This is a genomic window from Streptomyces sp. DSM 40750 (assembly GCF_024612035.1).
GTDB lineage: Bacteria > Actinomycetota > Actinomycetes > Streptomycetales > Streptomycetaceae > Streptomyces.
Map to the genome: position 1 here is coordinate 9,982,428 of NZ_CP102513.1, position 22,778 is coordinate 10,005,205.

The window sequence follows — 22,778 nt, forward strand, 5'->3', positions numbered from 1 at the left end:
GAACGTTCGGTAGGTGGGTGGGTGCGGTGCGCCCAGGTACGGGGCACGGCAGGAAGGCGGGTCGGGTCAGACGTCGGCGAGCAGGATCGCCGGGCGTTCCACGCAGTCGGCCACGAAGCGCAGGAAGCCGCCGGCCACTCCGCCGTCGCAGACGCGGTGGTCGAAGCTGAGCGACAGTTGCGTGACCTTGCGGACGGTGAGCGCGCCGTCCACCACCCAGGGTTTGTCGACGATGCGGCCCACGCCGAGGAGCGCCGCCTCCGGGTGGTTGATGATGGGCGTGGAGCCGTCGACGCCGAACACGCCGTAGTTGTTGAGGGTGAAGGTGCCCCCGGTCAGCCGGTCGGGCGGCAGGCTTCCGGTCCGGGCCAGCTCGGTCAACCGGGCGAGTTCAGCGGCCAGTTGGACTGTCGTCAGCCGGTGGGCGTCGCGGACGACGGGGACGACCAGCCCGCGTTCGGTCTGGGCGGCGAAGCCCAGGTGCACCTCGTCGTAGCGCAGGATCTCCCGGCGTTCGGTGTCGACGGCCGAGTTCAGCTCGGGGTAGCGGCGCAGACCGGCGACACAGATCCGGGCGAACAGGGCGAGCAGCCCGACCCGGCGGCCGGGTTCGGCCGCCTCCAGCGCCTTCTTGGCCTGGAGCAGTCCGGTGGCGTCCACGTCGACCCAGGTCGTGGCGTCGGGGATCTCGGTGCGGCTGCGGGAGAGCTTGTCGGCGACGGCCTTGCGGACGCCTCGGAGGGGGATGCGGACGGGGCCGCCGGAGGCGGGCTCGGGTCGGGACACGGGCGTGGGCTCCGGCCGGGGGAGCGGAACCGGTTCCGTCGTGGCCGGTGCGTGCTGGGCGACGGCCCGCTCCACGTCCCGGCGCAGGACGACCCCGGCGGGACCGGACGGCGCCAGCGCGGTGAGGTCGATCCCGTGGTCCCGGGCCATCCTCCGCACGAGGGGCGAGATGACCCGGGGAGCGTGCGGCTCGATCGCCGGTGCCGTCTCGGCCACCGGGCCGACGGTCGCCATGGCGGCCCCCGCGCGTCGGCGGCGACGGCGCGGTGCCGGTTCGTGCCCCGTTCCGTAGCCGATCAGTACGTTGCCGGATCCGGCCTGCTCCTCCTCGCGGTACCGCTCGGCGGCGGTGCCGGAGACATCGGCGGGGGCTGCGGGTTCCCGCACGGCCGTCCCCGCCGCCACCGTGATCAGCGGTTCCCCCACGCCCAGCGCCGTACCCGCCTCCGCGTGCAGCCGCAGCACCGTGCCCGCGTACGGCACCGGCACCTCGACCGTCGCCTTCGCGGTCTCCACCTCGACCACGATCTGGTCGATCGTCACGGTGTCGCCGACGGCGACCTTCCACTCCACGATCTCCGCGTCGGTCAGGCCCTCGCCGAGGTCGGGGAGCTTGAACAACTGCTCGTGCAGCGTCGCGGTGGTCATGCGACCGCTCCCTTCAACAGGTGCCGGGTGTCGGGCTCGTCGGAGAACTGCAGACGGTCGACGGCGTCGAGGATCCGGTCGACGCCGGGCAGGTGCGCGTGCTCCAGCTTGGGCGGCGGATACGGGATGTCGAAGCCGGTGACCCGCAGTACGGGAGCGGCGAGCGAGTGGAAGCAGCGCTCCTGCACCCGGGCGGCGATCTCCGCACCGACTCCCGCGAAGCCCTGCGCCTCCTGAACGACCACGCAGCGCCCCGTCCTGCGCACCGACTCCGTGACGGTCTCGTCGTCGAAGGGCACCAGGGTCCGCAGGTCCACGACCTCCAGCTCGATCCCGTCCGCGGCGGCGGCCTCGGCCGCGGCCAGGGCCACCGGGACCGACGGGCCGTACGCGACGAGGGTGGCGTCATGCCCCGCCCGCCGGATCGCCGCCCGCCCGAACGGCAGCGCCCCGCGCGCCTCCAGATCGGTGTCCTCGCGCGACCAGTACAACTTCTTCGGCTCCAGGAACACCACCGGATCGGGGTCGGCGACCGCGTCCCGCAACAGCCAGTACGCGTCCTCGGCCGTGGCCGGGGTGACGACCTTCAGGCCGGGCGTGTGCGCGTAGTACGCCTCACTGGAGTCGCAGTGGTGCTCCACTCCGCCGATCCCGCCGGCGTAGGGGACGCGGATCACCATCGGCAGGTTGACCCGCCCGCGGGTGCGGTTGCGCAGCTTGGCGACATGCGAGGCGATCTGCTCGAACGCCGGGTACGCGAAGGCGTCGAACTGCATCTCCACCACGGGCCGGAACCCGCCCATCGCCATGCCGACCGCGAGCCCGACGATACCGGCCTCCGCGAGCGGGGTGTCGAAGCAGCGCTGCTCGCCGAAGTCGCGGGTCAGCCCGTCGGTGATGCGGAACACCCCGCCGAGCGGGCCGACGTCCTCACCGAAGACGAGGACCCGTTCGTCCTCGCGGAGCGCGTCGCGCAGGGCGGTGTTGAGCGCCTGCGCCATCGTGACCTTGGCCATCGTCGTCAGTCCTCCTGGGCCTGGGTGGTTTCGGCGAGCTCGGCCGCCAACTGGGCACGCTGCTCACGCAGTTGCGGGGTCGGCTCGGCGTAGACGTGGTCGAACAGCTCCAGCGGGTCCAGCACGGAGTCAGCGTTCATGCCGGCGCGCACCCGCGCCGCCAGCTCCTCGGCCTCCTCCCGCAGCGCCGCCACGTCCTCGTCGGTGAGCGCGCCGAGCGAGCGCAGATATGTCTCCAGCCGGTCGACCGGGTCGGCGGCCCGCCACCGCTCGACCTCGTCGTCCTCCCGGTAGCGGGTGGCGTCGTCGGCGTTGGTGTGCGCGTCCATGCGGTACGTGTGCGCCTCGACCAGGACCGGGCCGTTCCCGGCGCGGGCGTGCTCGACGGCCGCGTTCAGCACCGCCAGCACCGCCACCAGGTCGTTGCCGTCGACCTGCTCGGAGCGCACCCCGTAACCGATGCCCTTGTAGGCGAGGGCGGGCGCCGCGGTCTGCCGGGCCAGCGGCACGGAGATCGCGTACCTGTTGTTCTGCACGAAGAAGACGACCGGCGCGCGGAAGACGGCCGCGAAGTTCAGCGCCTCGTGGAAGTCGCCCTCGCTGGTCGCCCCGTCCCCGACGAGCGCCATTGCCACGCCGTCCTCGCCGTTGCGGCGCAGGGCCTCCGCCATGCCGGTCGCGTGCAGCACCTGGGTGGCCAGCGGGGTGCACTGGGGGGCGACCCGGGTGGCGGCGGGGTCGTAGCCGCAGTGCCAGTCGCCGCGCAGCAGGGTCAGGACCTCGACCGGGTCGATGTCGCGGGTCACCAGGGCGACGGAGTCGCGGTAGGTCGGGAACAGCCAGTCGTCCGGGCGCAGCGCGAGCACGGCACCGATCTGACAGGCCTCCTGACCACGGCTGGACGGGTAGACCGCGAGGCGGCCCTGTTTGGTGAGGGCGGTCGCCTGGGTGTCGAACCGGCGGCCCAGCACCATCCGCCGCCAGGCCTCCCGCAGGGCCTCGACCGGGGGCTCGAGGTAGTCGGTCGGCTGCTTGGCGACCGGGGTGCCGTCCTCGGCCACGAACCGCACCGGCGACAGGGACGGCAGGAGGCCCTGAACCGTCTGGCGGAGGCTCTTCACAGACATGGAGGGCACTCGCTTTCTCTGGACACTTGACAGGAGAATGGTGGCCATAGCGGAATATGTGTTCAATAGCCCGGCTGAACCGGCGACGAACTGCCGAACCGAAAGCCCTGGGAGGGCAAAGTGTCCGAGGAAAACCCGCCGCCGGGGGTCGTGGCCGGACGAACTGCCGTCCCGCTCGACGACATCGACCGGCAGATCCTGACCCGGCTCCTCCAGGACGGCCGGATCTCGGTCCGCGCCCTCGCCGAGCAGGTCCACATCTCCCGGGCCAACGCCTACACACGCATCGGCCGGCTCGTGGCGGAGGACGTCATCACCGGCTTCACCGCACAGCTCAACGCCCAGCGGGCCGGCCTCGGCACAAGCGCCTACGTGACCATGAGCATCGACCAGAACGCCTGGCGCGACATCTCCCGCGAACTGCGCGCCATCCCGTACGTGGAACATGTCGCCCTCGTCACGGGCGACTTCGACGTCCTGGTGCTGGTGCGCGCACCGGACAACCTGGCGCTGCGCAAGGTGGTCCTGGAGAGCATCCAGGCGGTGCCGGGCGTGCGCTCCACCCGCACCTGGCTCGTCTTCGACGAGGTGCGGGGGCGCGGCGCCACCTGGACGGACTGAGGACCGGGGCGGTCATACGTCGAGCAGCTCGGCGGTGGCGGCAGGGCTCCGCGCGGCGACCGCCGGCCGGTCCGGTGCCGGGACGGAAGCCGTCGCCGGAACTGGCGCAGGAACTGACGTCGGAGCCGTCACCGGTGCGTGCCGCCGTGAGCGCACCACGCGGAACCGTCCGGTGATGAAGTGGGCGCCGGCGCCCGGCAGGTCGGCGCGGGCCGAGGACGGGTCGGCGGGCAGGTCGTCGAGGTTCTCCACCAGATGCACCCCGGCGTCCAGCGCCGCCGTCTCGGCCGCCGCCAGTACCAGCGGGTCGGTGGAGTGCACCGAGGCGTAGAGCGCGCCGTGCCGTGCCACGGTGTGGCGCAGGACGGCGAGGCCCTGCGAGGTCGAGTCGGTGCCCACCAGGAAGGAGACGGGCCCGGGCCACTCGCGCGTGTAGACCCGCTCGTCCGAGGCGCGCAGCCGCACCAGCAGCGGGCCGCGCAGGTCGGCGTGTGTGTGCTCGGGGTGGGCCACGGGACCGGAGGCGTGCAGGACGGGGCCGTACCGCGCGGCCTCCGTCAGGGCGTCGCGCACCTCGTCGGAGGTGATCGCGCCCAGCACCCGCGCCGCGCGTGCGGGGTGTCCGAGCAGCCGGTCCACGGCGTCGCCGACGTCGGCCCCGAGGTCCCGCAGCGTCTTGGGTCCCTCGTCGGTGCGAAAGCCCCGTTCAGGCACCAGGATGTTCTGCGGTGTGGTGCGTACCGTGCCGCTGCACAGGCACGAGGAGAGGGCGAGGCCCCGTACCAGGCCCTGGTAGTCGTCGGTGGAGTCCACGACCACGGTGTTCAGCCCCGTCCGGTTGGCGAACACGGTGGCCTGGCGGGCGTGCAGCTCCAGCCAGTCGGCGAAGCGTGCGGAGCCGGTGAAGTCGACGATGCGCACCGCCGGGTCGGTGGCCAGCCGCCGGTGCACCCGTCGCTCCGGTTCGGCCACCGCCAGCGTCACCACGTTCGGGTCGTGGCCGGCCTCCGCCAGCACCTGCCGCGCGACCCGCACCGTGATCGCCAGCGGCAGCACCGCACGCGGGTGGGGGGCCACGACCACGGGATTGCCGGTCACCAGGCCGGCGAACAGGCCCGGATAGCCGTTCCAGAGCGGGAAGTCGGGACAGCCGACGAGCAGGGACACCCCGCGGGGCACCAGGGTGCAGGTGCCCCGCAGCGCGAGCGGCGGCCCACTCCGTTCGGCGCTCTCCCAGCGCAGGTCGGCCGGGACGCGTTCCGACTCGGCCAACGCCTGGGCCACGGCTTCCAGGGCACGGTCCTGGGCGCGTGGCCCGGCGGCGCGGAAGGCCGCGCGCAGGGGCTGGCCGGTGGTGTGGTGCACGGCGAGGGCCAGCTCGTGGCTGCGGGTGTTGAGGCGGCGCAGGATCTCCACGGCGAGCCCGGCGCGCTGGTACGCCCCGGCGGCCCGCCAGCCGGCCGCCGCCCGCCCGGCCGCCGCGACCAGCTCCCCGGGATCGCAGCGCGGGTAGGCGATGGCCAGAGCCACGCCGTACGGCGACGACTCCGTGCGCACTTGCCCGAGAGCGCCGGGCTGCGCCAGCTCGAAGGGCCGTCCCAGCAGCGAGCGGAACACCTTGCCCGCCGTGCGGGTCGACCTCATGCCCGCGTCGGCCGCGTCCTGGCCGGTCGCCTCGGTGAAGGGGCGACGGCACTCACCGGCGGCGAGGGCACGGACGACATCGTGGAGCAGCTCGCCGTGCCGCTCGTAGGGACCGGGGCGCACGGCCGTCAGCCTCTCCGGATCGCGGCGAGCGTGAGCAGGGCGTCGTTCTCGTCCGGCAGCCCGATCGTCACCCGGACGCCCTCTCCGGGAAACGGGCGGACCACGATCTTCCCGTCCAGGCAGCGCAGGGCGAAGTCCGCGCTGTCCTCGCCGAGCGGCAGCCAGACGAAGTTGGCATGGGAGACGGGCACCTCGTGGCCCAGCGCGCGCAGCCGCGCGGTGACCCGGTCGCGCTCGGCGACCGTCAGGGCGGCCCGCCGGGCGACCTCCGCGCCCTCGCCGAGGGCGACGACGGCGGCCCGCTGGGCGAGGGCGCTGACACTGAACGGCACCTGCGTCCGGCGTACATGCGCGGCGATCCCGGACGGCGCGACGCAGTAGCCGACGCGCAGCCCCGCCAGTCCGTACGCCTTCGAGAAGGTCCGCAGCACCGCCACGTTCGGCCGGTCACCGAGGAGGGCGAGGCCGTCGGGGACCAGGTCGGGATCGGCGTACTCGCGGTAGGCCTCGTCGACGACGATCAGCACGTCCCGCGGTACCCGGTCCGCGAAGTCGGTCAGGGCCCGCGCGCCGACCGCCGTGGAGGTCGGGTTGTTGGGGTTGCACACGAAGACCAGCCGGGTCCGCGCGGTGATCGCCGCGGCCATGGCGTCGAGGTCGAGAGCGTGATCGCGCAGCGGCACCCGTACGGCCGTACCACCCGCGACGGCGGTGAGGATCGGGTACGCCTCGAACGACCGCCAGCCGAAGACCACCTCGTCACCGGGCCCGACGACCGTGTGCAGCAACTGCCCGCACACCTCGGAGGACCCGGCGCCCACCGCGATCCGGTCCGGCTCGACCCCGTGGTGCGCGGCCAGGGCCTCGACGAGGGAGGCGGCGTGCAGATCGGGGTACCGCGACACACCGCCGGCGGCCTCCGCGAGGGTTCCGGCCACCCCCGGCAGCAACCCGTAGGGAGACTCGTTGCTGGCCAGCAGGATCGCCCCGGGCAGTTTGCGGCCCGGGACGTAGGCGGGCAGCTGGGACAGGGACGCACGGACACGCACCATGCTGGACTCGCTTCTGCAGCGCTGGGGGCCCGAGGCCTGGGCGTCGGGCACTTGACAGGGGAATCGTGAAGAGCGGACGACAGGCGCTCAACTGTTTGGCGAATTCGGCTACGAATCGCCGAAAACGGAGCAGTTCACCGGCAAACCGTCTTCCAGTGAGCCCTGCGGGACCTTTGGTACGAGACGGACGGCGCGCCCTCCGACGGACGCCGGGGCACCTTCATGATCACGGGAAGGACACAGCGGGCCGTCGACGCCCCCGCCGCGGGCGAGGTGCCAGCAGAGTGCTCGCGACCCGGGCCACGAGATGCCCGGGCCCGCCGTTCCGATCGAGGGAGACCATGCACAGCACCCAGACCCGCCTCCGCCACGGAGCCCTGACGGCGTGCGCGGCGGCTCTCGCGCTGCTCGCGGCCGGCTGCTCGCAGGCGTCCGCGGGCACGCAGGCCGACGGCTGCCGGGACAACGGCCACTGGTCGCAACGGGAGCGGGCAGCATGGCTGCGGACCTCGGTGCAGTTCCGCGGCACGGCCGACGGCGCCGACTCGTCGTACGAGAGCGCGTCGGTCGTCGTCCGCGCACAGCACTCGGGCGCAGGCCGTGCGTTGTGCCGACGGCTCGCCGTGCAGGTCGAGTTCTGGACCCTCACCGCCACGACGACGGGGACGGACATGTCGTCCGTCATGCGCTACCGGCTGTCCACCGACGGAAGCAGGACCCGCGCCGTCGGCTTCCCCACCGGCCTGCCCACCGGACGGGAGGGCGCATGCACCCGGGTCCTCGTGGCGGCGTACGCGGGCGCACCTCTGGACGACCGGGAACTGCCGCGCACCGCGGACGTGGCCACCGCCGAGGACACGGACGTGCGGTTCGGTACGGAGCGGATCGGAGCGTACCGGCTGCTCCCGCCGGACGACTCCGCCCCGTGCGACCCGGACCGGCCGATCCCGACCCCCTCACCCACCGGGTCGACGGTCTGGGACATCAACCATCCGTGACCGGCGCGGGGGCGCGTGGCCGCGTCGTTCTCCATGCCCGGGAAGCCGGGCGGCGCGGGCCTTCACACACCTGGGGGCGTGGGGCGTGGCCCTCGCTCACACGGGGTTTCGTGCCACGTTCAGTTCACGGCCGGTGACCACCTCGGACTCGATCCGTACGAAGACCTCGTCGCGCATCGGCATCCAGGAGGTGGGGCCGCCACGGGACAGACGTTCGTGCTCGGCCGGGTCGGTCACCACGCTGGCCCGGCCGGTGACGACGACGCTCCAGCCGGACCGGCTGGCCGGGTCGAACTCGTCCCCCTCGAAAGCGACCACCACGCCGTCGATGGCCCGTACGAGGTCGGAGGTGGCCGATGTGCACAGCAGGACGGCGCCATCGATGTCGAGGGCGAAGTCGACCGGGAGGACCGCGGGCAGCGCCTGCCGGGTGTACACCACGCGGCCCACCGGCACGTCGGCCAGCAGGCGCAGGCACTCCTGCCGGTCGAGGGCGCGAAAGGCATGGTTCTGAACCATCAGTCCATCGTCGACGCGGTGGTCGAACACGGGTAGGGCCGGTTGGCCTCTTCTGCGGCCCCGAGTGTGTGTGGGATTCCTGGGCAGGGCACCACGCTCGGCGTGCGCGGCGGCGGGGTGTCCGTCCTGGTGGCACTGTCGGTCATGACGTCGCTGACGATGTGCGGGGTGCCGTGCATGGCTGCTCCTTCGTGCCTCCTTCCGGGCGGGGTCAGATGGCGCTGCCGGCGCCGTACGGGGCGTACAGGTCCAGCAGACGCGTCCTGGCCGAGCGCAGACGGTGGGCCAGCACCTGGCCCACCCACTGGCCGATGTCGTGGCCCAGGGCCGGGTCGTCGGCGCACATGGACCGGACGGCGGTCGCGTCGAACTCGTAGGCCCGGATCGGTGTCGTCGCCACGGCTCCCAGGTGCCAGGAGTGGGGTGCGAAGAGCCAGGACCAGCCGACCAGTTCGTTGTGCCCGAGGCTCTCGATGACCGCTGCCCGCTGTCCCGGCACCCGCATGTCGAGTTCGACCGCGCCGGTGCGGATGATCCAGAAGCGGTCGGCGCGTCCACCCTCCTCGAACAGTCGAGTTCCCTGGGCGATGGACACCTCCCGGGCGACGCGCATGAGCCGTTGCCGGTGCTCGGCGGACAGCGTGCGCAGCATGCTGGGGGTGGGGGGAGCGTTCATGACGTGCCTCCGCTTCCGGGTGTACGAACCTCCACGACCAGGGTGGTCCCGGTCGTCGGGGCGGGCCATGGGCCACCCGGTCCACAGGCCGGGCCGTTCGGCACCGGAGGCGGGACTCCGGGGGCACCGGTCTGTGGGGCGGGGGCGGGGGCGGGGGCCGGGCCGAGGAGCCGGGGCAGTCCTGGTCGCCCTGGCCGCAGCCTCGGCCGGCGACACCCTGGGCCTCGGCAAGGTCTGGGCCCTGCACGAACGGCGCGCGGTGCCCCTGCTGGGTCGTGTCCGCCCGCTCGACGAGATGCACCGCTCCCGCTCGTCACCGACGGCCGCCGGCTGCGCCGACCGCGGGAGGCGCGGCGGCACGGCGGGTTGGATGGTGGGTTTGCCGCACCCGACACCGGCCAGGGCCGGTCGGTCCCCGGGCAGGGACCTGCGGCCTCTGCCCGGGGACTCATCCACGGACGACGCTCGAATCGGAACCACGGTTCAGCGGATTCGGAAGGTGGAGATCATGACCCGCACCATCACCGTCGGCCTCGACGGCTCGAGTGAGAGCCGGGCAGCGGCCGAGTGGGCGGCCCGCGAGGCACGGCTGCTCGGGCTGCCGCTGAAGCTGGTCCACGTCTGGGAGCCCGTACCGGACCCCATCGCGCAGGCACCGCTCCTCGGCGCGGAGACACATCAGCACTGGACCGAGCGGATTCCCCGTGAGGCGGCCGAAGGAATCCGCCTGCGCCACCCCGGCCTCGACGTGACCACCGAGCAGCTGTCCGGCCACCCTTCCGAGGTGCTGGCGGGCGCGGCGAAGGAAGCCGAGCTGCTGGTGCTGGGCTCGCGCGGCCTGAGCGGGATCGGCGGGTTCATGGTCGGCTCGGTCGGCCTCTCCGTGCTGGCGCACGCCGAACGGCCGGTCGTCCTGGTCCGGGCCGGCGAACAGGCCGCCGACGAGCACGAGATGGACCCGGTCGGCATCCCGTCCGCCGCGACCCCGTTCCGGCCCGTCGTCCTCGGCCTCGACATCGAGAGCCCGGACGCGGAGCTGATCGAGTTCGCGTTCGCGGCGGCCGTCCGCCGCGGTACGTCCCTGCGGGTCGTCCACGGCTGGAACCCGCCCCCGTACTACGCCTACGGCCTCGCCGTCGACCTCGAACTCCACGCGGACCTCACCCGCCGCGAGACCTCCGCGCTGAGCGAGGTCCTGCGCCCATGGCGGGAGAAGCACCCCGATGTCGAGGTCACCGAGGAGTCGCACTACGGCACCCCCGGCAGCCACCTCGTCGACGCCTCCCGCGAGGCCTCCCTGGTCGTCGTGGGCCGCCGGATCCGCCGCAGCCCCTTCGGCGCCCACATCGGCCCCGTCACACACACCGTCCTGCACCACGCCACTACCCCCGTCGCCGTCGTCCCGCACGGCTGACCCACCCTCCCCGAGGAGCAGACACCATGAAGGCAGCGGTCGTACGAGCCTTCGGCGCCTTGCCGATCGTCGTCGGCGTCGACGGCTCCGAGGCCGGCCTGCGGGCCGTGGACTGGGCGGCCGACGAGGCCGCCCTGCGCGGGGCGCCGCTGCGCCTGGTGTACGCCTCACTGTGGGAACGCTACGAGGGCGCCCGGCTCGCCGAGGACCTGGGCAGGCCGGCCGAGCGGGTACGGGCCGAGGACATCGTGGAGAGCGCGGCCCGCCGCGCCCACCTCCGCCGGCCCGACGTGAAGATCACCACCGATGTGCTGCCCGAGGAACCCGAGTACACACTGCTGCGGGAGAGCCGCAGCGCCTCCCTGCTGGTGACGGGCACCCGGGGCCGCGGCGCCCTCACCGAGGCGCTGCTCGGCTCGGTGAGCCTGACGGTGGCCGCGCACGCGCACTGCCCGATGACCGTCGTACGCGGCAGCCACGACAACCAGGCCCTGCCCGCCACGCACGGCCGCCTCGTCGTCGGCGTGGGGGAGAGGCCGACGTCCTCGGCCGCGGTGCGCTTCGCCTTCGAGGAGGCGCGGCGGCGCGGGGCGGAGGTCGAAGCCCTACGCGCCTGGCGCTGCCCGGCGCACGAGACCACCGACCATCCTCTGCTGGCCGGGGCGCCCGCGCGACTGCATGAACAGCAGGCGGCTGAGGCCCTGGAGGCGGCGCTCAAGGACGCCCCCGCCGATGTCGTCCTGCACCGCCGTACGGTCGAGGGCCATGCCCGGAACGTGCTGGTCGACGCCTCGCGCGACGCCGACCTCCTGGTCGTCGGAGCCAAGCGCCGGCAGCGGCACTTCGGACTCCAGCTCGGCCGGGTGACGCACGGGGTGCTGCACCACTCCGCCTGTCCGGTCGTGATCGTGCCCGAGCCGGAGTGAGCGCGGTGACCGGCTGCTCAGAGACTCGCCGCGTGGTCGGGGACATACGTCTGCAGATCACGCGGCGGGCGCTGGTAGCCGGTCGACGGCGGGCGCGCGGGCAGGTCCAGCACCGGGGGCGCGACCTCGTGGTACGGCACGGAGTCCAGCAGATGGGCGATCATGTTCAACCGCGCCCGGCGCTTGTCGTCGCTCTCGACCACGTACCAGGGCGCCTCGGAGATGTCGGTGTGCACCATCATCTCGTCCTTGGCCCGGGAGTACGCCTCCCAGCGGGTGATCGACTCCAGGTCCATCGGCGACAGCTTCCAGCGCCGCAGCGGATCCTCCAGCCGCTTGCGGAACCGCTCCTGCTGCTCGGTGTCGCTCACCGAGAACCAGTACTTGCGCAGCAGGATCCCGTCCTCCACCAGCATCCGCTCGAAGATCGGGCATTGCCGCAGGAAGAGCTGGTACTCCTCCATCGTGCAGAAGCCCATCACCTGCTCGACGCCGGCCCGGTTGTACCAGGACCGGTCGAACAGCACGATCTCCCCGGCGGCCGGCAGATGCTCGACGTACCGTTGGAAGTACCACTGGGTGCGCTCGCGTTCGGTCGGCCTGGGCAGTGCCGCGGTCCGCGCCACCCGGGGGTTGAGGTGCTCGGCGACCCGCTTGATCGTGCCGCCCTTGCCCGCCGCGTCCCGCCCCTCGAAGACCACGACAAGACGGGCGCCCTCCGACCGCACCCACTCCTGCAGCTTCACCAACTCGGTCTGCAGACGCAGCAGTTCCTTCTCGTACACCGCACGCGGCACCTTCGTCGCCTTCTTGCCGGCCATGCCGCCTCCACCACCCGAGACCCCCGTCGATGAGTTCCGGAGTCACCCATGACCAAGGTCGAACACCAGAACGTCACCGTACTGACCGATGAGGAACTGCGCACCCTGGACGCCCACTGGCGCGCCGCCAACTACCTGGCCGCCGGACAGATCTACCTGCTCGCCAACCCGCTGCTCACCGAGCCCCTGCAACCCGAGCACATCAAGCCCCGGCTGCTCGGCCACTGGGGCACCTCTCCCGGCCTCAACCTCGTGTACACCCACCTCAACCGGGTGATCAAGGCGCGCGGCCTCGACGCGCTGTGCGTCTGGGGCCCCGGGCACGGCGGGCCGTCCGTGCTCGCCAACTCATGGCTGGAGGGCAGCTACAGCGAGACCTACCCGGACGTGTCGCGCGACGCCACGGGCATGGCACGGCTCTTCCGGCAGTTCTCCTTTCCCGGCGGTGTGCCCAGCCACGTCGCCCCGGAGACACCCGGCTCCATCCACGAGGGCGGCGAACTCGGCTACTCGCTGGCGCACGCGTACGGTGCCGCGTTCGACAACCCCGACCTGCTCGTGGCGTGCGTGATCGGGGACGGCGAGGCGGAGACCGGGCCGCTCGCCGCCTCCTGGCACTCCGACAAGTTCCTCGACCCGGTGCACGACGGAGCGGTCCTGCCGATCCTCCACCTCAACGGCTACAAGATCGCCAACCCGACCGTGCTCTCCCGCCTCCCGGAGACCGAGCTGGACGCGCTGTTGCGCGGCTACGGACATGTGCCGATCCACGTCACCGGCGACGACCCCATGCGGGTGCACCGGGCGATGGCCCATGCCTTCGACGAGGCGCTGGACCGCATCGCCCTGATGCAGCGGACCGCCCGCGAGGACGGTGTCACCGAGCGCGTGCACTGGCCGGTGATCGTGCTGCGCACCCCGAAGGGGTGGACCGGCCCCGCCGAGGTCGACGGGGAGCCCGTCGAGGGCACCTGGCGCGCGCACCAGGTCCCGCTGGCCGGGGTACGGGAGAACCCGGAACATCTGCGGCAGTTGGAGGCATGGCTGCGTTCGTACCGGCCCGCCGAACTCTTCGGCCCGGACGGCCGGCCCGTCGCCGACGTCCTCGCCTGCGTCCCCGAGGGTTCCAGGCGCCTCGGCGCCACCCCGCACGCCAACGGCGGGCTCCTCGTCCGTGACCTGCCCATCCGGTCCCTGGACACCTTCGCCGTGCCGGTCGACAAGCCGGGGGCGACACTGCACGAGCCCACCCGGGTCCTCGGCGACCTCCTGGAACAGGTCATGAACGACACCCGCCTGCGCCGGGACTTCCGGCTCGTCGGCCCGGACGAGACCGCCTCCAACCGACTCCAGGCCGTCTACGCGGCCAGCGGCAAGGCCTGGCAGGCAGGGCTGCTCCCCGTCGACGAGCACCTGGACCGGCACGGCCGGGTGATGGAGATCCTCTCCGAACACACCTGCCAGGGCTGGCTGGAGGGCTATCTCCTCACCGGCCGACACGGGCTGTTCTCCTGCTACGAGGCGTTCGTCCACATCGTCGACTCCATGGTCAACCAGCACATCAAGTGGCTGAAGACGTCACGCGAGCTGCCCTGGCGCGCACCCATCGCCTCCCTCAACTACCTGCTCACCTCGCACGTGTGGCGCCAGGACCACAACGGCTTCTCGCACCAGGACCCGGGCTTCGTCGACCACGTCCTCAACAAGAGCCCCGAGGTCGTACGGGTCTACCTGCCCCCGGACGCCAACACCCTGCTCTCGGTGGCCGACCACGCACTCCGCAGCCGGGACTACGTCAACGTGATCGTGGCCGGCAAACAGCCCTGCTTCGACTGGCTGTCCATCGAGCAGGCCCGCGCCCACTGCGCGCGGGGCGCCGGGATCTGGGACTGGGCCGGCTCGGAGAACGGCGGCGAACCGGATGTCGTCCTCGCCTGCGCCGGGGACGTGCCCACGCAGGAGGTGCTGGCCGCAGCCCAGCTGCTGCGCCGCCACCTGCCGCAGCTCGCCGTACGTGTGGTCAACGTCGTCGACATGACCCGGCTGCTCCCGCGCGAGGAACACCCGCACGGGATGAGCGACTTCGAGTACGACGGCCTGTTCACCACCGACAAACCGGTGATCTTCGCCTACCACGGCTACCCCTGGCTGATCCACCGCCTCGCCTACCGCCGCACCGGCCACCAGAACCTGCATGTGCGCGGATACAAGGAGTCCGGCACGACCACGACACCCTTCGACATGGTCGTCCGCAACGACCTCGACCGCTACCGGCTCGTCATGGACGTCATCGACCGCGTCCCCGGCCTCGCGGTGCGCGCCGCCGCCGTACGCCAGCAGATGGCCGACGCCCGCACCCGCCACCAGGCCTGGATCCGCGAGCACGGCACCGACCTGCCGGAGGTCGCCGACTGGACCTGGAACGCCTGAAGACTCCCGGCGCCGGGTCCGCCACCGCGCTGACTCGGAGCGAGGACTCCCGGCCCCCGGACGACGGCTCGCGGCCCATGCGGAGTGCACGACGAACGGACAAGCTGGATAGGTAGGGCAACCCCGGCGCGGGGCCGGAGTCAGGATCCGTTCCGGACACGGACCACGTGCGGCCCCCCGGCGCCGAGGCGGACAGAGGATGGTGAGGAGCGACATGAAAGGCTTCGTCTTCCACGGCCCCGGGCAGTCGGCCTGGGAGGAGATCCCGGACCCCGCCGTCAAGGAGCCCACCGACGCCATCGTGCGCGTCGACGCCGTGACCATCTGCGGCACGGACCTGCACATCCTCAAGGGCGACGTGCCCGAGGTGCGCCCGGGCACCGTCCTCGGGCACGAGGCCGTCGGCGAGATCATGGAGGTCGGCAGCGACGTCCGGACCGTACGTCCGGGCGACCGCGTGCTGGTCTCCTGCATCAGTGCCTGCGGACGTTGCCGCTACTGCCGGGAGAGCGCCTACGGCCAGTGCCGGGGCGGCGGGGGCTGGATTCTCGGCCACCTGATCGACGGCACCCAGGCCGAGTACGTCCGCGTACCGTACGCCGACCTGTCCGTCCACGTGCTCCCCAGCGCGGTCGAGAACAAGGACGCCGTACTGCTGGCGGACATCTTCCCGACCTCCTACGAGGTGGGCGTGCTCAACGGCCACGTGCGCCCCGGGGACACCGTCGCCGTGGTCGGAGCCGGACCCATCGGCCTCGCGGCGATCGCCACGGCACGGCTGTTCGCACCCGAGCGGATCGTCGCCGTCGATCTGGCCGCGTCCCGTCTGGAGGCCGCCAAGCGGCTCGGCGCCGACGCCGTGGCCGACGCGGGTGAGGGCCCCGAGCAGCTGATCGCCGATCTCACCGACGGACTCGGCGCGGACGTGGTCATCGAGGCGGTCGGCGTGCCGGAGAGCTTCGAGATGTGCACCCGCATGGTGCGTCCCGGCGGCCACGTGGCCAACGTCGGCGTACACGGCAAGCCCGCCACGCTGCACCTCGAAGACCTGTGGATCAAGAACGTGACCATCACCACCGGCCTCGTCGACACCCACTCCACACCCACCCTGCTGCGCATGGCGGCCGCCGGCCGCCTCCCCACCGCCCAGCTGGTCACCCACACCTTCCCGCTGAACCACATGGAGGAGGCGTACGACGTCTTCGCCCTGGCTGCCGACACCGGAGCGCTCAAGGTGGTGCTCGGGGAGGAGTCGCACGAGGAGGTCGTCGTCCGGACGGCCTGACGACGCGAGCGGCGACGGCCGCCCGGCGCGCCCAGCGTGCGGATGGAGGGCCTCTTGGACACCGATGTGCCGAGGGAGATCGCCGACAACGTGGGGGCCGTGCTCTCCGAGGCGCTGACCAACATCGCCCGGCACGCCCGGGCGGACCGGGCCGAGGTGGTCCTCGCCACCGACGGCAAAGAGGTGCGGCTGTCGGTCACGGACAACGGCGTGGGCATTCCGCATGCGGGCCGCCGCAGCGGCCTGCGCAACATGGCGGAAAGGGCCGAGCACCTGGGCGGACGGCTCGAACTGGCGGAGCCCGCCGACGGCGGCACCTCGCTGGTGTGGCGGGTGCCGGTGAGGAAGGGGTAGCCGCTGTGCCTGCCCGACGATGACCCCGGCACGGACCTGACCAACCGTTCGACCGGGCGGCGTAGCCCGGGCCTGACGTGCTCTGCACGCCGAACAGCCGTCGGCCCGAGCGCGGCTCATCGACAAGAGCCAAAAAAACTTCGGGCGGCGATGTCGAGAACCCGTGGTCGGCTCCGTCCCCGCTGTGAACGCGACCACAATGGGTCGCACCAGCACCGAGGAGAACGATCATGGCCAAGTACCTGCTGCTCAAGCACTACCGCGGCGCCCCGGCCGCGGTCAACGACGTGCCCATGGACCAGTGGACGCCGGAGGAGATCTCGGCGCACATGCAGTACATGAGCGACTTCGCGGCCCGGCTGGAGAAGACCGGCGAGTTCGTCGACGGTCAGGCACTCGCGCCCGAGGGAGCATGGGTCCGCTACGACGGTGAGGGGCGCCCGCCGGTCACCGACGGCCCGTTCGCGGAGACCAAGGACCTCATCGCCGGCTGGATGGTGATCGACGTCGACAGCTACGAGCGCGCCGTCGAGCTGGCCGGGGAGCTGTCGGCCGCCCCCGGCGCGGGCGGCAAGCCGATCCACGAGTGGCTGGAACTGCGCCCGTTCTACGGCGTGACCCCCACCATCACGGAGTGACGACTCTGATGAACGAGGCCCTGCTCCGGAGCCTCACGCCCAGCGTGCTCGCCATCCTCGTCCGCCGCGGAGCCGACTTCGCGGCGGCCGAGGACGCCGTGCAGGACGCGCTGGTCGAGGCGGTCCGCGTCTGGCCGGCCGACCCGCCGCGGGACGCGAAGGGCTGGCTGGTCACCGTGGCCTGGCGCAAGTTCCTCGACGCGACGCGCGCGGACGCCGCCCGCCGCCGGCGTGAGGACCTCGTCGACGAGGAGCCGGTCCCCGGGCCCGCACCCGCCACGGACGACACACTCCAGCTCTATTTCCTGTGCGCCCACCCCTCGCTGACGCCGTCGTCCGCGGTCGCGCTCACGCTGCGCGCCGTCGGTGGGCTGACCACCCGACAGATCGCCCAGGCCTACCTGGTGCCCGAGGCGACCATGGCGCAGCGCATCAGCCGGGCCAAGCGCACGGTCTCCGGTGTGCGGTTCGAGCAGCCCGGCGACGTCGCCACCGTGCTGCGCGTCCTCTACCTGGTCTTCAACGAGGGCTACTCCGGCGACGTCGACCTCGCCGCCGAGGCCATCCGGCTCACCCGGCAGCTCGCGACCGCGATCGACCACCCCGAGGTGGCGGGGCTGCTCGCCCTCATGCTGCTTCACCACGCCCGGCGCGCCGCCCGGACCGCGCCCGACGGCAGCCTGGTGCCGCTCGCCGAGCAGGACCGCGGTCGCTGGGACACGAAGTCGATCGCCAAGGGCGTCGCGATCCTCCAGTCGGCTCTCGCCCGCGACCGGCTGGGCGAGTTCCAGGCCCAGGCCGCCATCGCCGCCCTCCACGCCGACGCGCCCACCGCCGAGGAGACCGACTGGGTGCAGATCGTCGAGTGGTACGACGAGCTGGCGGGCCTGACCGACAACCCGGTCGTCCGGCTCAACCGCGCGGTTGCCGTCGGCGAGGCCGACGGCCCGCGCGCCGGCCTGGCGGCGCTCGCGGCGCTGGACGACTCACTGCCCCGCCACGCCGCGGTCGCGGCGTACCTCCACGAGCGCGACGGCGACCTGGCGACGGCGGCACGGCTCTACGCCCAGGCGGCTCAGAAGGCACCCAACCTCGCCGAACGCGACCACCTGACACGCCAGGCCGCCCGCCTCAACGCCCGCCGGCCCCGCTGAAGGCCGCGCTCGGCGCGCACCCGCCGCCTGTGGCCCGCCGATCCGCCGCCCTCCGGTTCGCGTGTACGGGTCGCGCCGCGCCCACCTCGCCGTCGTTGAGGACGACGAGGTGGGCGACGAGGTGGGCGACCGAGTCGGCGCGGCTCAGCGGTAGCAGGTGGTGATGCCCGGGCGCCAGGGGCAGGCGAGGGCGGCGAAGCCGCCGTTGGTGGTGACGTCGACGGTGAGGGTGTCGCCGCCGCGCAGCACCTGCCGGTCCTGGACCAGGCCGTCGGTGCCGTCCCGGATCGTCTCCACCAGCCAGCGGCCGGGGGAGAGGGACAGCGGGACTTCCGCTGTGCGGGCCGCGCCGGCGTACACCCCGCCCAGGAACCAGCGGTCGCCGCTGCGGCGGGCGAGCACGGCCTCCTGGCCGGGTTCGCCGGCCAGGAGCCGGGTGTCGTCCCAGGCGGCGGGGACCTGGTCGAAGTAGGCCCGGGCGAGCGGCCGGGCGTCGTACGACTCGGGGGTGCCCGCGAACATCTGCATGCCCGACTCGTAGGCGACGGTGAGCCCGACCTCGGCCGCGTCGGAGTTGGGGCGCAGCCCGACGCGCTGGAAGGCGCCGGGGGTGAAGTCCATGGAGCCGATGACGTTGCGGGTGAAGGGCAGGGTGGTGAGGTGGGCGGCGGTGTTGGTCCGCTTCTCCTCGCCTGCGACGCCCTCCAGTGTCATGACGTGCGGCCAGGTGCGCTGGATGCCCTTGGGGATCGTGGATCCGTGGAAGTTGACCAGGAGGTGGTGGGCGGCGGTCTCCGGGAGGATCGCGTCGTACCACCGGAGCGTGGACTGCGCCTCGGAGTCCATGAAGTCGATCTTGACGCCCTTGACGCCCCAGCGCTCCAGGGTGGGCAGCCACTGGGCGCGTTCCTCTGCCGTGTCGAGCTCGCGCTGGTGGATCCAGACGATGATCCCGACGCCCTTGGCGCGTGCGTACTCGACGAGTTCCGGCATCCAGCTGTTGGTCTGCCAGTCCGGGTCGGTGGTGTCCCAGGCGTCGGACCTGAAGTACCAGCCCGCGTCGACGGCCTCGTAGGGCCAGCCGCGTTCGGCGGCGTAGTCGACGTAGGCCTTCTGCGCGGCGAGGCTCTGGCCGGCCGGGCGGCCGCCGGCGAGCCAGGTCCACAGCGCGGTGCCGGGCCGGATCCAGGAGGGGTCGGCGACCTTGGAGGCGGGGGCGAGGTCGTCGGTGAAGGTGGAGCGGGTGACGGTGGCGAGGTCGCCGGTGACCATGGCCCGCCAGGGGGTGGCGACGGGGCCGTCGGTCGTGACCCGGTCGTCGGCGAGCTTGATCCGGTAGGTGCCGGTGCCCTGGTCGTGGGCGAGGCGGGCACCGGAGTAGGCGCCGGTGAGGTCGGACTCGGCGAGCAGGGTGTAACCGCCGTCGGTCTCGAACAAGGCCTGGTCCGAGTACGCGCCGGTGGGCGCGCTCGCGGCGGTGTACCGGACGAACTGGCCCTCGTTGTCGGCCCGGTAGGTACCGAGCCACGCGCTCGCGTCCGGCGGCAGGTTGAAGGCGGAGGTCTCGCCGAGCACATCGCCGTAGTCGGCGGGCAGGACGTACCGGTAGGCGACGCCGTCGGCGGAGGCGCGGACGACCAGGTCGAGCCGGGCACCGGCGGCGGTGGCGAACGACAGCCGGGTCTCGTTCATCCGGACCCGGCGGTCCAGCCGTTTGCCGGACCTGGTCCGGTACCGCTCGTCGATCACCCGGTTCTCGCGGTGCAGGAAGCGCAGGCCCTGGGACAGATCGGCCTGTTCGGTGACGATGCCGACGGGCGACGGCTCGACGACCGTACGGCCGCCGCGTGACACCGCCAGGCTCAAGGCGCCCGTGGTGGAGTCCAGGGACACCCGCGCGCGCGGTGCGTGTGCCGCCGAGGACACGGCCCAGGCACGGTCCTGCTGTTCGGCCCGCGCGGGCATGCTTGTGAGAAGTGTGGCCACCAGCCCGGCGCAGAGCCCGGCGACCGCGGTCCTGATCGGAACCGCCATGAGAACCCTCCCTGTTGCTGACGTGGGGGTGGAGCGTGTGGCGTTGGAGGTGGCCTTTACGGCAGTCCCCAGGCCGCGCCCGGTTCGCTGACGGCGACGGGCGCGATCACGAGGTCGGGCCGGGCGCCCGAGTGGACGAGCACCTCGCGCCCCCGGGGCAGATCGATGGCGAGGGTGCCGTCACCCAGGTCGTGGGTACGGGCCGGGATGCCGTCGTCGAGGAGCACGGTGAGGCGGCCACCGAGACCGTGCCGGAGCTTGAGCGGTTCGCCCGCCAGGCTCCTGATCCGGATGAACTCGGTCGCCCCCGCCTTGCGGACGGCGCTGACCAGGAAGGCGCCCTGGGTGCGGAAGTCGTGCAGCGTGACGTCCGCCCAGGCGGACGGGACGGCCGGGAAGACGCGGATCACGCCGCCCCAGCTCTGGCAGAACATGTCGTGCAGTGACTGCGAGGCGGACAGCGGTGTCTCGATGACCGGACCGGCCTCGGTGTAGTGCGTGTTGGCCTGGCAGGGGTAGCGGGTGGTGGGGTCGAAGAACTTCTTCAGATACGTGATCGCGGTGTCGCCGTCGCCGGTCATCGCGTACATCGAGGCGGCCCCCGTGTAGCTGTAGCCCCGGTGGGCACTGGCGAGCGCCTGCCAGCGGACCACCGACTTCGTGATCAGGTCACGGTTCTCGGGCTGCTCCCAGTTGACGAGGTACAGCGGATACACCATCAGCAGATGCGAGTAGTGCCGGTGGGACTGCGCGTACGGGGTGTCGGCGCCGATCATGTAGCCGTTGTCGTCGACCGGGTACGGCGTCAGCCGGGCCAGCACCTCCTGCCAGCGCGGGATCAACTCGTCGTCGACACCGAGCAGTTCGGCCGACTCGATCAGCGTCTGGCACCCCCAGCGGATGAGGGCCAGGTCGTAGTTGGTGTCCTGCGGCGGCACGACCGGGTACTCGGGCGAGAGCGTGCTCGGCAGATGCAGCTTGCCGTCGCTGCCCGGGGTGAGGAAGTGGAGGTAGTAGTTGATCGCCCGGCGCAGCACCGGGAAGACGGTGTCGCGCAGCAGGGCCTTGTCCATGGAGTGCCGGTAGGTCAGCCACACGTTGTGCAGCGCCCAGGTGAGGTTGCCGACCTCGGTGCCGCTGCCCGGCCGGCCCACCCCCCGGTTGGCGAACATGTCGGAGCTGCGGCCGACGCCGGAGCTGTCCGCGCGATAGGCGGCGGGCACGTTGGCGATCAGTTGTTCCTGGTTCTGCCGCACGGTGGTGGCGAGCGAGTCGAGTTCCAGGTGGTTGGAGCCGTGGACGAGCCAGTACTCCAGCTGGATGTTGAGGTTCCACCAGACCGCGGGCCACGGCGTCGGCTCCAGCCACGGCCCCGAGGTGGCCATGACGGGGCCGCCCGCGCGGCTGGCGGAGGCGACCTTGTAGAGCTGGATCCAGTGGAAGCTCTGCAGCCGCTGATCGGGGAACGAGACGAAGCTCTTCGGGTAGAAGGCGTGCCACCAGCGCAGGTGCCGCCGCCGGAGAGCGCCGTACGACGCCGCCTGCCGGACGTGGCGCAGCGAGTCGGCCTCGGCGGCGGTCGTCGAGGGCGAGCTGTGCCCGACGCCGAGCAGCAGTTCGTCGCCGGAGCGGCGGTAGGCGGTGGCGGTCTGGCCGCCGACGGTGAGGGGCTGGAGCACCTGCTCGATGCCGTCGCTGGTGGTCCGCGTCGTCCAGGGCGGGTTGGCGGTGTAGCCGGCGGGCGGGGCCTCGCTGATCTTCCGGGGGCTGATGGCCTCCTCGGGATGGAAGGTCCAGACGACCCGTTCGCCGCCCGCGGCCTTCGCGCGGACGGCCAGGACCTCGTCGTGGATGAGGGCGGAGAAGGTGAGGGTGCCGGCGGTGGTGGTGACGGTGCCGGTGAGTTCGGCGTTCCACAGGCTCAGCCGCCAGTCGACGGCGGTGATGGTGCCGACCGGTTCGAGCGTGAGGTGTCCGACCGGCAGCCGGCAGGTGCCCCAGCCGCTGCCGAACTCGGGCCGGTGGTCCTGGACTCGGCCGTGCTGCACGGTGAAACGGATCTGGTTGGCCCCCGGCTCCTGGTAGATCATGCTGCCGAGCAGCCCGTCACCGAGGAACGGGCCCTCGTACCAGCGGGTGGGCAGTCTGGTCCACCGGAGGTCCTGCTCGCGCAGGAAGCCGTCCCAGGAGCGGTCGGTGGCCATGGTGGAGCGGAGTCTCCAGGGGCGTCTGCCGCCCGGGGCCGCCTCATCGGCATCGGCGAGCGGTGTCGCCGGTAAGGACTGTCCGGCGTGGGCCGTCCCGGGCAGGGCCGCCACCGCCGCTCCGCCCAGCGCGGTACCGAGCACGGTACGGCGGGGCAGGGGTGAGTGCCTCCCCGACTGCGAGGTCATCATCGTCCTCCAGACCTGAAACCTGAAACTGACTGAGGGTCATCGATACATCGGGTGTATCGGCGAACCTAGGCAGGGTTCGTGTACCTGTCAATGGTCTGGGTGGTGGCGAGATTCGG

Annotated in this window: 19 protein-coding genes and 1 pseudogene; 9 read left to right on the plus strand and 11 right to left on the minus strand. The window is 72.4% G+C overall.

Translation table 11 applies throughout. The features are described from left to right. Positions 1-66: 66 nt before the first annotated feature. The 3 genes from JIX55_RS43725 to pdhA are packed head-to-tail and all read right to left on the minus strand — an operon-like array spanning position 67 to position 3,577. The gene (locus JIX55_RS43725; protein WP_257568751.1) at positions 67-1,434 is read right to left on the minus strand and encodes a dihydrolipoamide acetyltransferase family protein; all 1,368 of its coding nucleotides are present in this window, start codon (positions 1,432-1,434) and stop codon (positions 67-69) included. After that, positions 1,431-2,450, minus strand: a complete 1,020-nt coding sequence (locus JIX55_RS43730) for an alpha-ketoacid dehydrogenase subunit beta (RefSeq protein WP_257568752.1) — start codon at positions 2,448-2,450, stop codon at positions 1,431-1,433. The genes JIX55_RS43725 and JIX55_RS43730 overlap by 4 nt, the downstream gene beginning before the upstream one ends. Before the next feature lie 5 nt (positions 2,451-2,455). Then, complete coding sequence (pdhA, locus tag JIX55_RS43735; protein ID WP_257568753.1) at positions 2,456-3,577, minus strand: pyruvate dehydrogenase (acetyl-transferring) E1 component subunit alpha; 1,122 nt, start codon at positions 3,575-3,577, stop codon at positions 2,456-2,458. Positions 3,578-3,697: 120 nt separating this feature from the next. Here pdhA and JIX55_RS43740 point away from each other — a divergent pair, with 120 nt between their 5' ends. Continuing rightward, positions 3,698-4,198, plus strand: coding sequence for an Lrp/AsnC family transcriptional regulator (locus JIX55_RS43740; RefSeq protein WP_257568754.1), 501 nt, complete (start codon positions 3,698-3,700; stop codon positions 4,196-4,198). Positions 4,199-4,210: 12 nt separating this feature from the next. Here JIX55_RS43740 and JIX55_RS43745 read toward each other — a convergent pair whose 3' ends face one another. Further along, entirely contained in the window at positions 4,211-5,965 is a 1,755-nt protein-coding gene (locus JIX55_RS43745; RefSeq protein ID WP_257568755.1) for an aldehyde dehydrogenase family protein, read from the minus strand. Between the two features lie 5 nt (positions 5,966-5,970). Next, positions 5,971-7,017, minus strand: a complete 1,047-nt coding sequence (locus JIX55_RS43750; RefSeq protein ID WP_257568756.1) for a histidinol-phosphate transaminase — start codon at positions 7,015-7,017, stop codon at positions 5,971-5,973. Between the two features lie 341 nt (positions 7,018-7,358). On the opposite strand from JIX55_RS43750, the gene JIX55_RS43755 reads away from it, so the two are divergent. Then, positions 7,359-8,015: a hypothetical protein gene (locus JIX55_RS43755; protein WP_257568757.1), complete on the plus strand. Its 657-nt coding sequence runs from the start codon at positions 7,359-7,361 to the stop codon at positions 8,013-8,015. A 96-nt stretch (positions 8,016-8,111) separates the two neighbouring features. Here the strand turns inward: JIX55_RS43755 and JIX55_RS43760 are convergent, their stop codons facing one another. The 3 genes from JIX55_RS43760 to JIX55_RS43770 are packed head-to-tail and all read right to left on the minus strand — an operon-like array spanning position 8,112 to position 9,210. Then, a complete protein-coding gene (locus JIX55_RS43760; RefSeq protein WP_257568758.1) occupies positions 8,112-8,534 on the minus strand; it encodes a pyridoxamine 5'-phosphate oxidase family protein in 423 nt (140 codons plus the stop codon). Further along, positions 8,534-8,713: a hypothetical protein gene (locus tag JIX55_RS43765; protein ID WP_257568759.1), complete on the minus strand. Its 180-nt coding sequence runs from the start codon at positions 8,711-8,713 to the stop codon at positions 8,534-8,536. Before JIX55_RS43765 ends, JIX55_RS43760 begins: the two co-directional genes overlap by 1 nt. A 32-nt stretch (positions 8,714-8,745) precedes the next feature. Then, complete coding sequence (locus tag JIX55_RS43770; RefSeq protein ID WP_257568760.1) at positions 8,746-9,210, minus strand: Crp/Fnr family transcriptional regulator; 465 nt, start codon at positions 9,208-9,210, stop codon at positions 8,746-8,748. Positions 9,211-9,718: 508 nt separating this feature from the next. Between JIX55_RS43770 and JIX55_RS43775 the strand changes: the two genes are divergently transcribed. Both JIX55_RS43775 and JIX55_RS43780 read left to right on the plus strand, forming a co-directional pair. Next, positions 9,719-10,624 carry a universal stress protein gene (locus tag JIX55_RS43775; RefSeq protein ID WP_257568761.1) on the plus strand — a complete coding sequence of 302 codons (906 nt, stop codon included), beginning with the start codon at positions 9,719-9,721 and terminating at the stop codon, positions 10,622-10,624. Positions 10,625-10,650: 26 nt separating this feature from the next. After that, entirely contained in the window at positions 10,651-11,550 is a 900-nt protein-coding gene (locus JIX55_RS43780; protein WP_257568762.1) for a universal stress protein, read from the plus strand. 17 nt (positions 11,551-11,567) lie between these two features. Here the strand turns inward: JIX55_RS43780 and ppk2 are convergent, their stop codons facing one another. Then, the gene (ppk2, locus tag JIX55_RS43785; protein WP_257568763.1) at positions 11,568-12,371 is read right to left on the minus strand and encodes a polyphosphate kinase 2; all 804 of its coding nucleotides are present in this window, start codon (positions 12,369-12,371) and stop codon (positions 11,568-11,570) included. Between the two features lie 48 nt (positions 12,372-12,419). On the opposite strand from ppk2, the gene JIX55_RS43790 reads away from it, so the two are divergent. From JIX55_RS43790 to JIX55_RS43810, 5 genes and pseudogenes are all read left to right on the plus strand, one after another. Further along, entirely contained in the window at positions 12,420-14,801 is a 2,382-nt protein-coding gene (locus JIX55_RS43790; RefSeq protein WP_257568764.1) for a phosphoketolase family protein, read from the plus strand. 214 nt (positions 14,802-15,015) lie between these two features. After that, positions 15,016-16,086: a zinc-dependent alcohol dehydrogenase family protein gene (locus tag JIX55_RS43795; protein ID WP_257568765.1), complete on the plus strand. Its 1,071-nt coding sequence runs from the start codon at positions 15,016-15,018 to the stop codon at positions 16,084-16,086. 27 nt (positions 16,087-16,113) lie between these two features. Further along, positions 16,114-16,440, plus strand: a pseudogene (locus tag JIX55_RS43800) (sensor histidine kinase); the annotation flags it as partial. Positions 16,441-16,670: 230 nt separating this feature from the next. Beyond that, positions 16,671-17,078 carry a YciI family protein gene (locus JIX55_RS43805; protein ID WP_257568766.1) on the plus strand — a complete coding sequence of 136 codons (408 nt, stop codon included), beginning with the start codon at positions 16,671-16,673 and terminating at the stop codon, positions 17,076-17,078. 8 nt (positions 17,079-17,086) lie between these two features. Next, a complete protein-coding gene (locus JIX55_RS43810) occupies positions 17,087-18,232 on the plus strand; it encodes an RNA polymerase sigma factor (protein ID WP_257569695.1) in 1,146 nt (381 codons plus the stop codon). Between the two features lie 144 nt (positions 18,233-18,376). Here JIX55_RS43810 and JIX55_RS43815 read toward each other — a convergent pair whose 3' ends face one another. Both JIX55_RS43815 and JIX55_RS43820 read right to left on the minus strand, forming a co-directional pair. After that, positions 18,377-20,266: a glycoside hydrolase family 97 protein gene (locus tag JIX55_RS43815; RefSeq protein ID WP_257568767.1), complete on the minus strand. Its 1,890-nt coding sequence runs from the start codon at positions 20,264-20,266 to the stop codon at positions 18,377-18,379. A 56-nt stretch (positions 20,267-20,322) separates the two neighbouring features. After that, positions 20,323-22,659 carry a glycosyl hydrolase family 95 catalytic domain-containing protein gene (locus JIX55_RS43820; RefSeq protein ID WP_257569696.1) on the minus strand — a complete coding sequence of 779 codons (2,337 nt, stop codon included), beginning with the start codon at positions 22,657-22,659 and terminating at the stop codon, positions 20,323-20,325. Positions 22,660-22,778: the final 119 nt, after the last annotated feature.

Coding starts and splice junctions, on each gene's coding strand:
- JIX55_RS43750 (WP_257568756.1), bottom strand. CDS start 7,017: ATGGTGCGTGTCCGTGCGTCCCTGTCCCAGCTGCCCGCCTACGTCCCG.
- JIX55_RS43775 (WP_257568761.1), top strand. CDS start 9,719: ATGACCCGCACCATCACCGTCGGCCTCGACGGCTCGAGTGAGAGCCGG.
- JIX55_RS43815 (WP_257568767.1), bottom strand. CDS start 20,266: ATGGCGGTTCCGATCAGGACCGCGGTCGCCGGGCTCTGCGCCGGGCTG.
- JIX55_RS43810 (WP_257569695.1), top strand. CDS start 17,087: ATGAACGAGGCCCTGCTCCGGAGCCTCACGCCCAGCGTGCTCGCCATC.
- JIX55_RS43730 (WP_257568752.1), bottom strand. CDS start 2,450: ATGGCCAAGGTCACGATGGCGCAGGCGCTCAACACCGCCCTGCGCGAC.
- JIX55_RS43760 (WP_257568758.1), bottom strand. CDS start 8,534: ATGGTTCAGAACCATGCCTTTCGCGCCCTCGACCGGCAGGAGTGCCTG.
- JIX55_RS43765 (WP_257568759.1), bottom strand. CDS start 8,713: ATGCACGGCACCCCGCACATCGTCAGCGACGTCATGACCGACAGTGCC.
- JIX55_RS43820 (WP_257569696.1), bottom strand. CDS start 22,659: ATGACCTCGCAGTCGGGGAGGCACTCACCCCTGCCCCGCCGTACCGTG.
- JIX55_RS43790 (WP_257568764.1), top strand. CDS start 12,420: ATGACCAAGGTCGAACACCAGAACGTCACCGTACTGACCGATGAGGAA.
- JIX55_RS43725 (WP_257568751.1), bottom strand. CDS start 1,434: ATGACCACCGCGACGCTGCACGAGCAGTTGTTCAAGCTCCCCGACCTC.
- JIX55_RS43780 (WP_257568762.1), top strand. CDS start 10,651: ATGAAGGCAGCGGTCGTACGAGCCTTCGGCGCCTTGCCGATCGTCGTC.
- pdhA (WP_257568753.1), bottom strand. CDS start 3,577: ATGTCTGTGAAGAGCCTCCGCCAGACGGTTCAGGGCCTCCTGCCGTCC.
- JIX55_RS43795 (WP_257568765.1), top strand. CDS start 15,016: ATGAAAGGCTTCGTCTTCCACGGCCCCGGGCAGTCGGCCTGGGAGGAG.
- JIX55_RS43755 (WP_257568757.1), top strand. CDS start 7,359: ATGCACAGCACCCAGACCCGCCTCCGCCACGGAGCCCTGACGGCGTGC.
- JIX55_RS43770 (WP_257568760.1), bottom strand. CDS start 9,210: ATGAACGCTCCCCCCACCCCCAGCATGCTGCGCACGCTGTCCGCCGAG.
- JIX55_RS43805 (WP_257568766.1), top strand. CDS start 16,671: ATGGCCAAGTACCTGCTGCTCAAGCACTACCGCGGCGCCCCGGCCGCG.
- ppk2 (WP_257568763.1), bottom strand. CDS start 12,371: ATGGCCGGCAAGAAGGCGACGAAGGTGCCGCGTGCGGTGTACGAGAAG.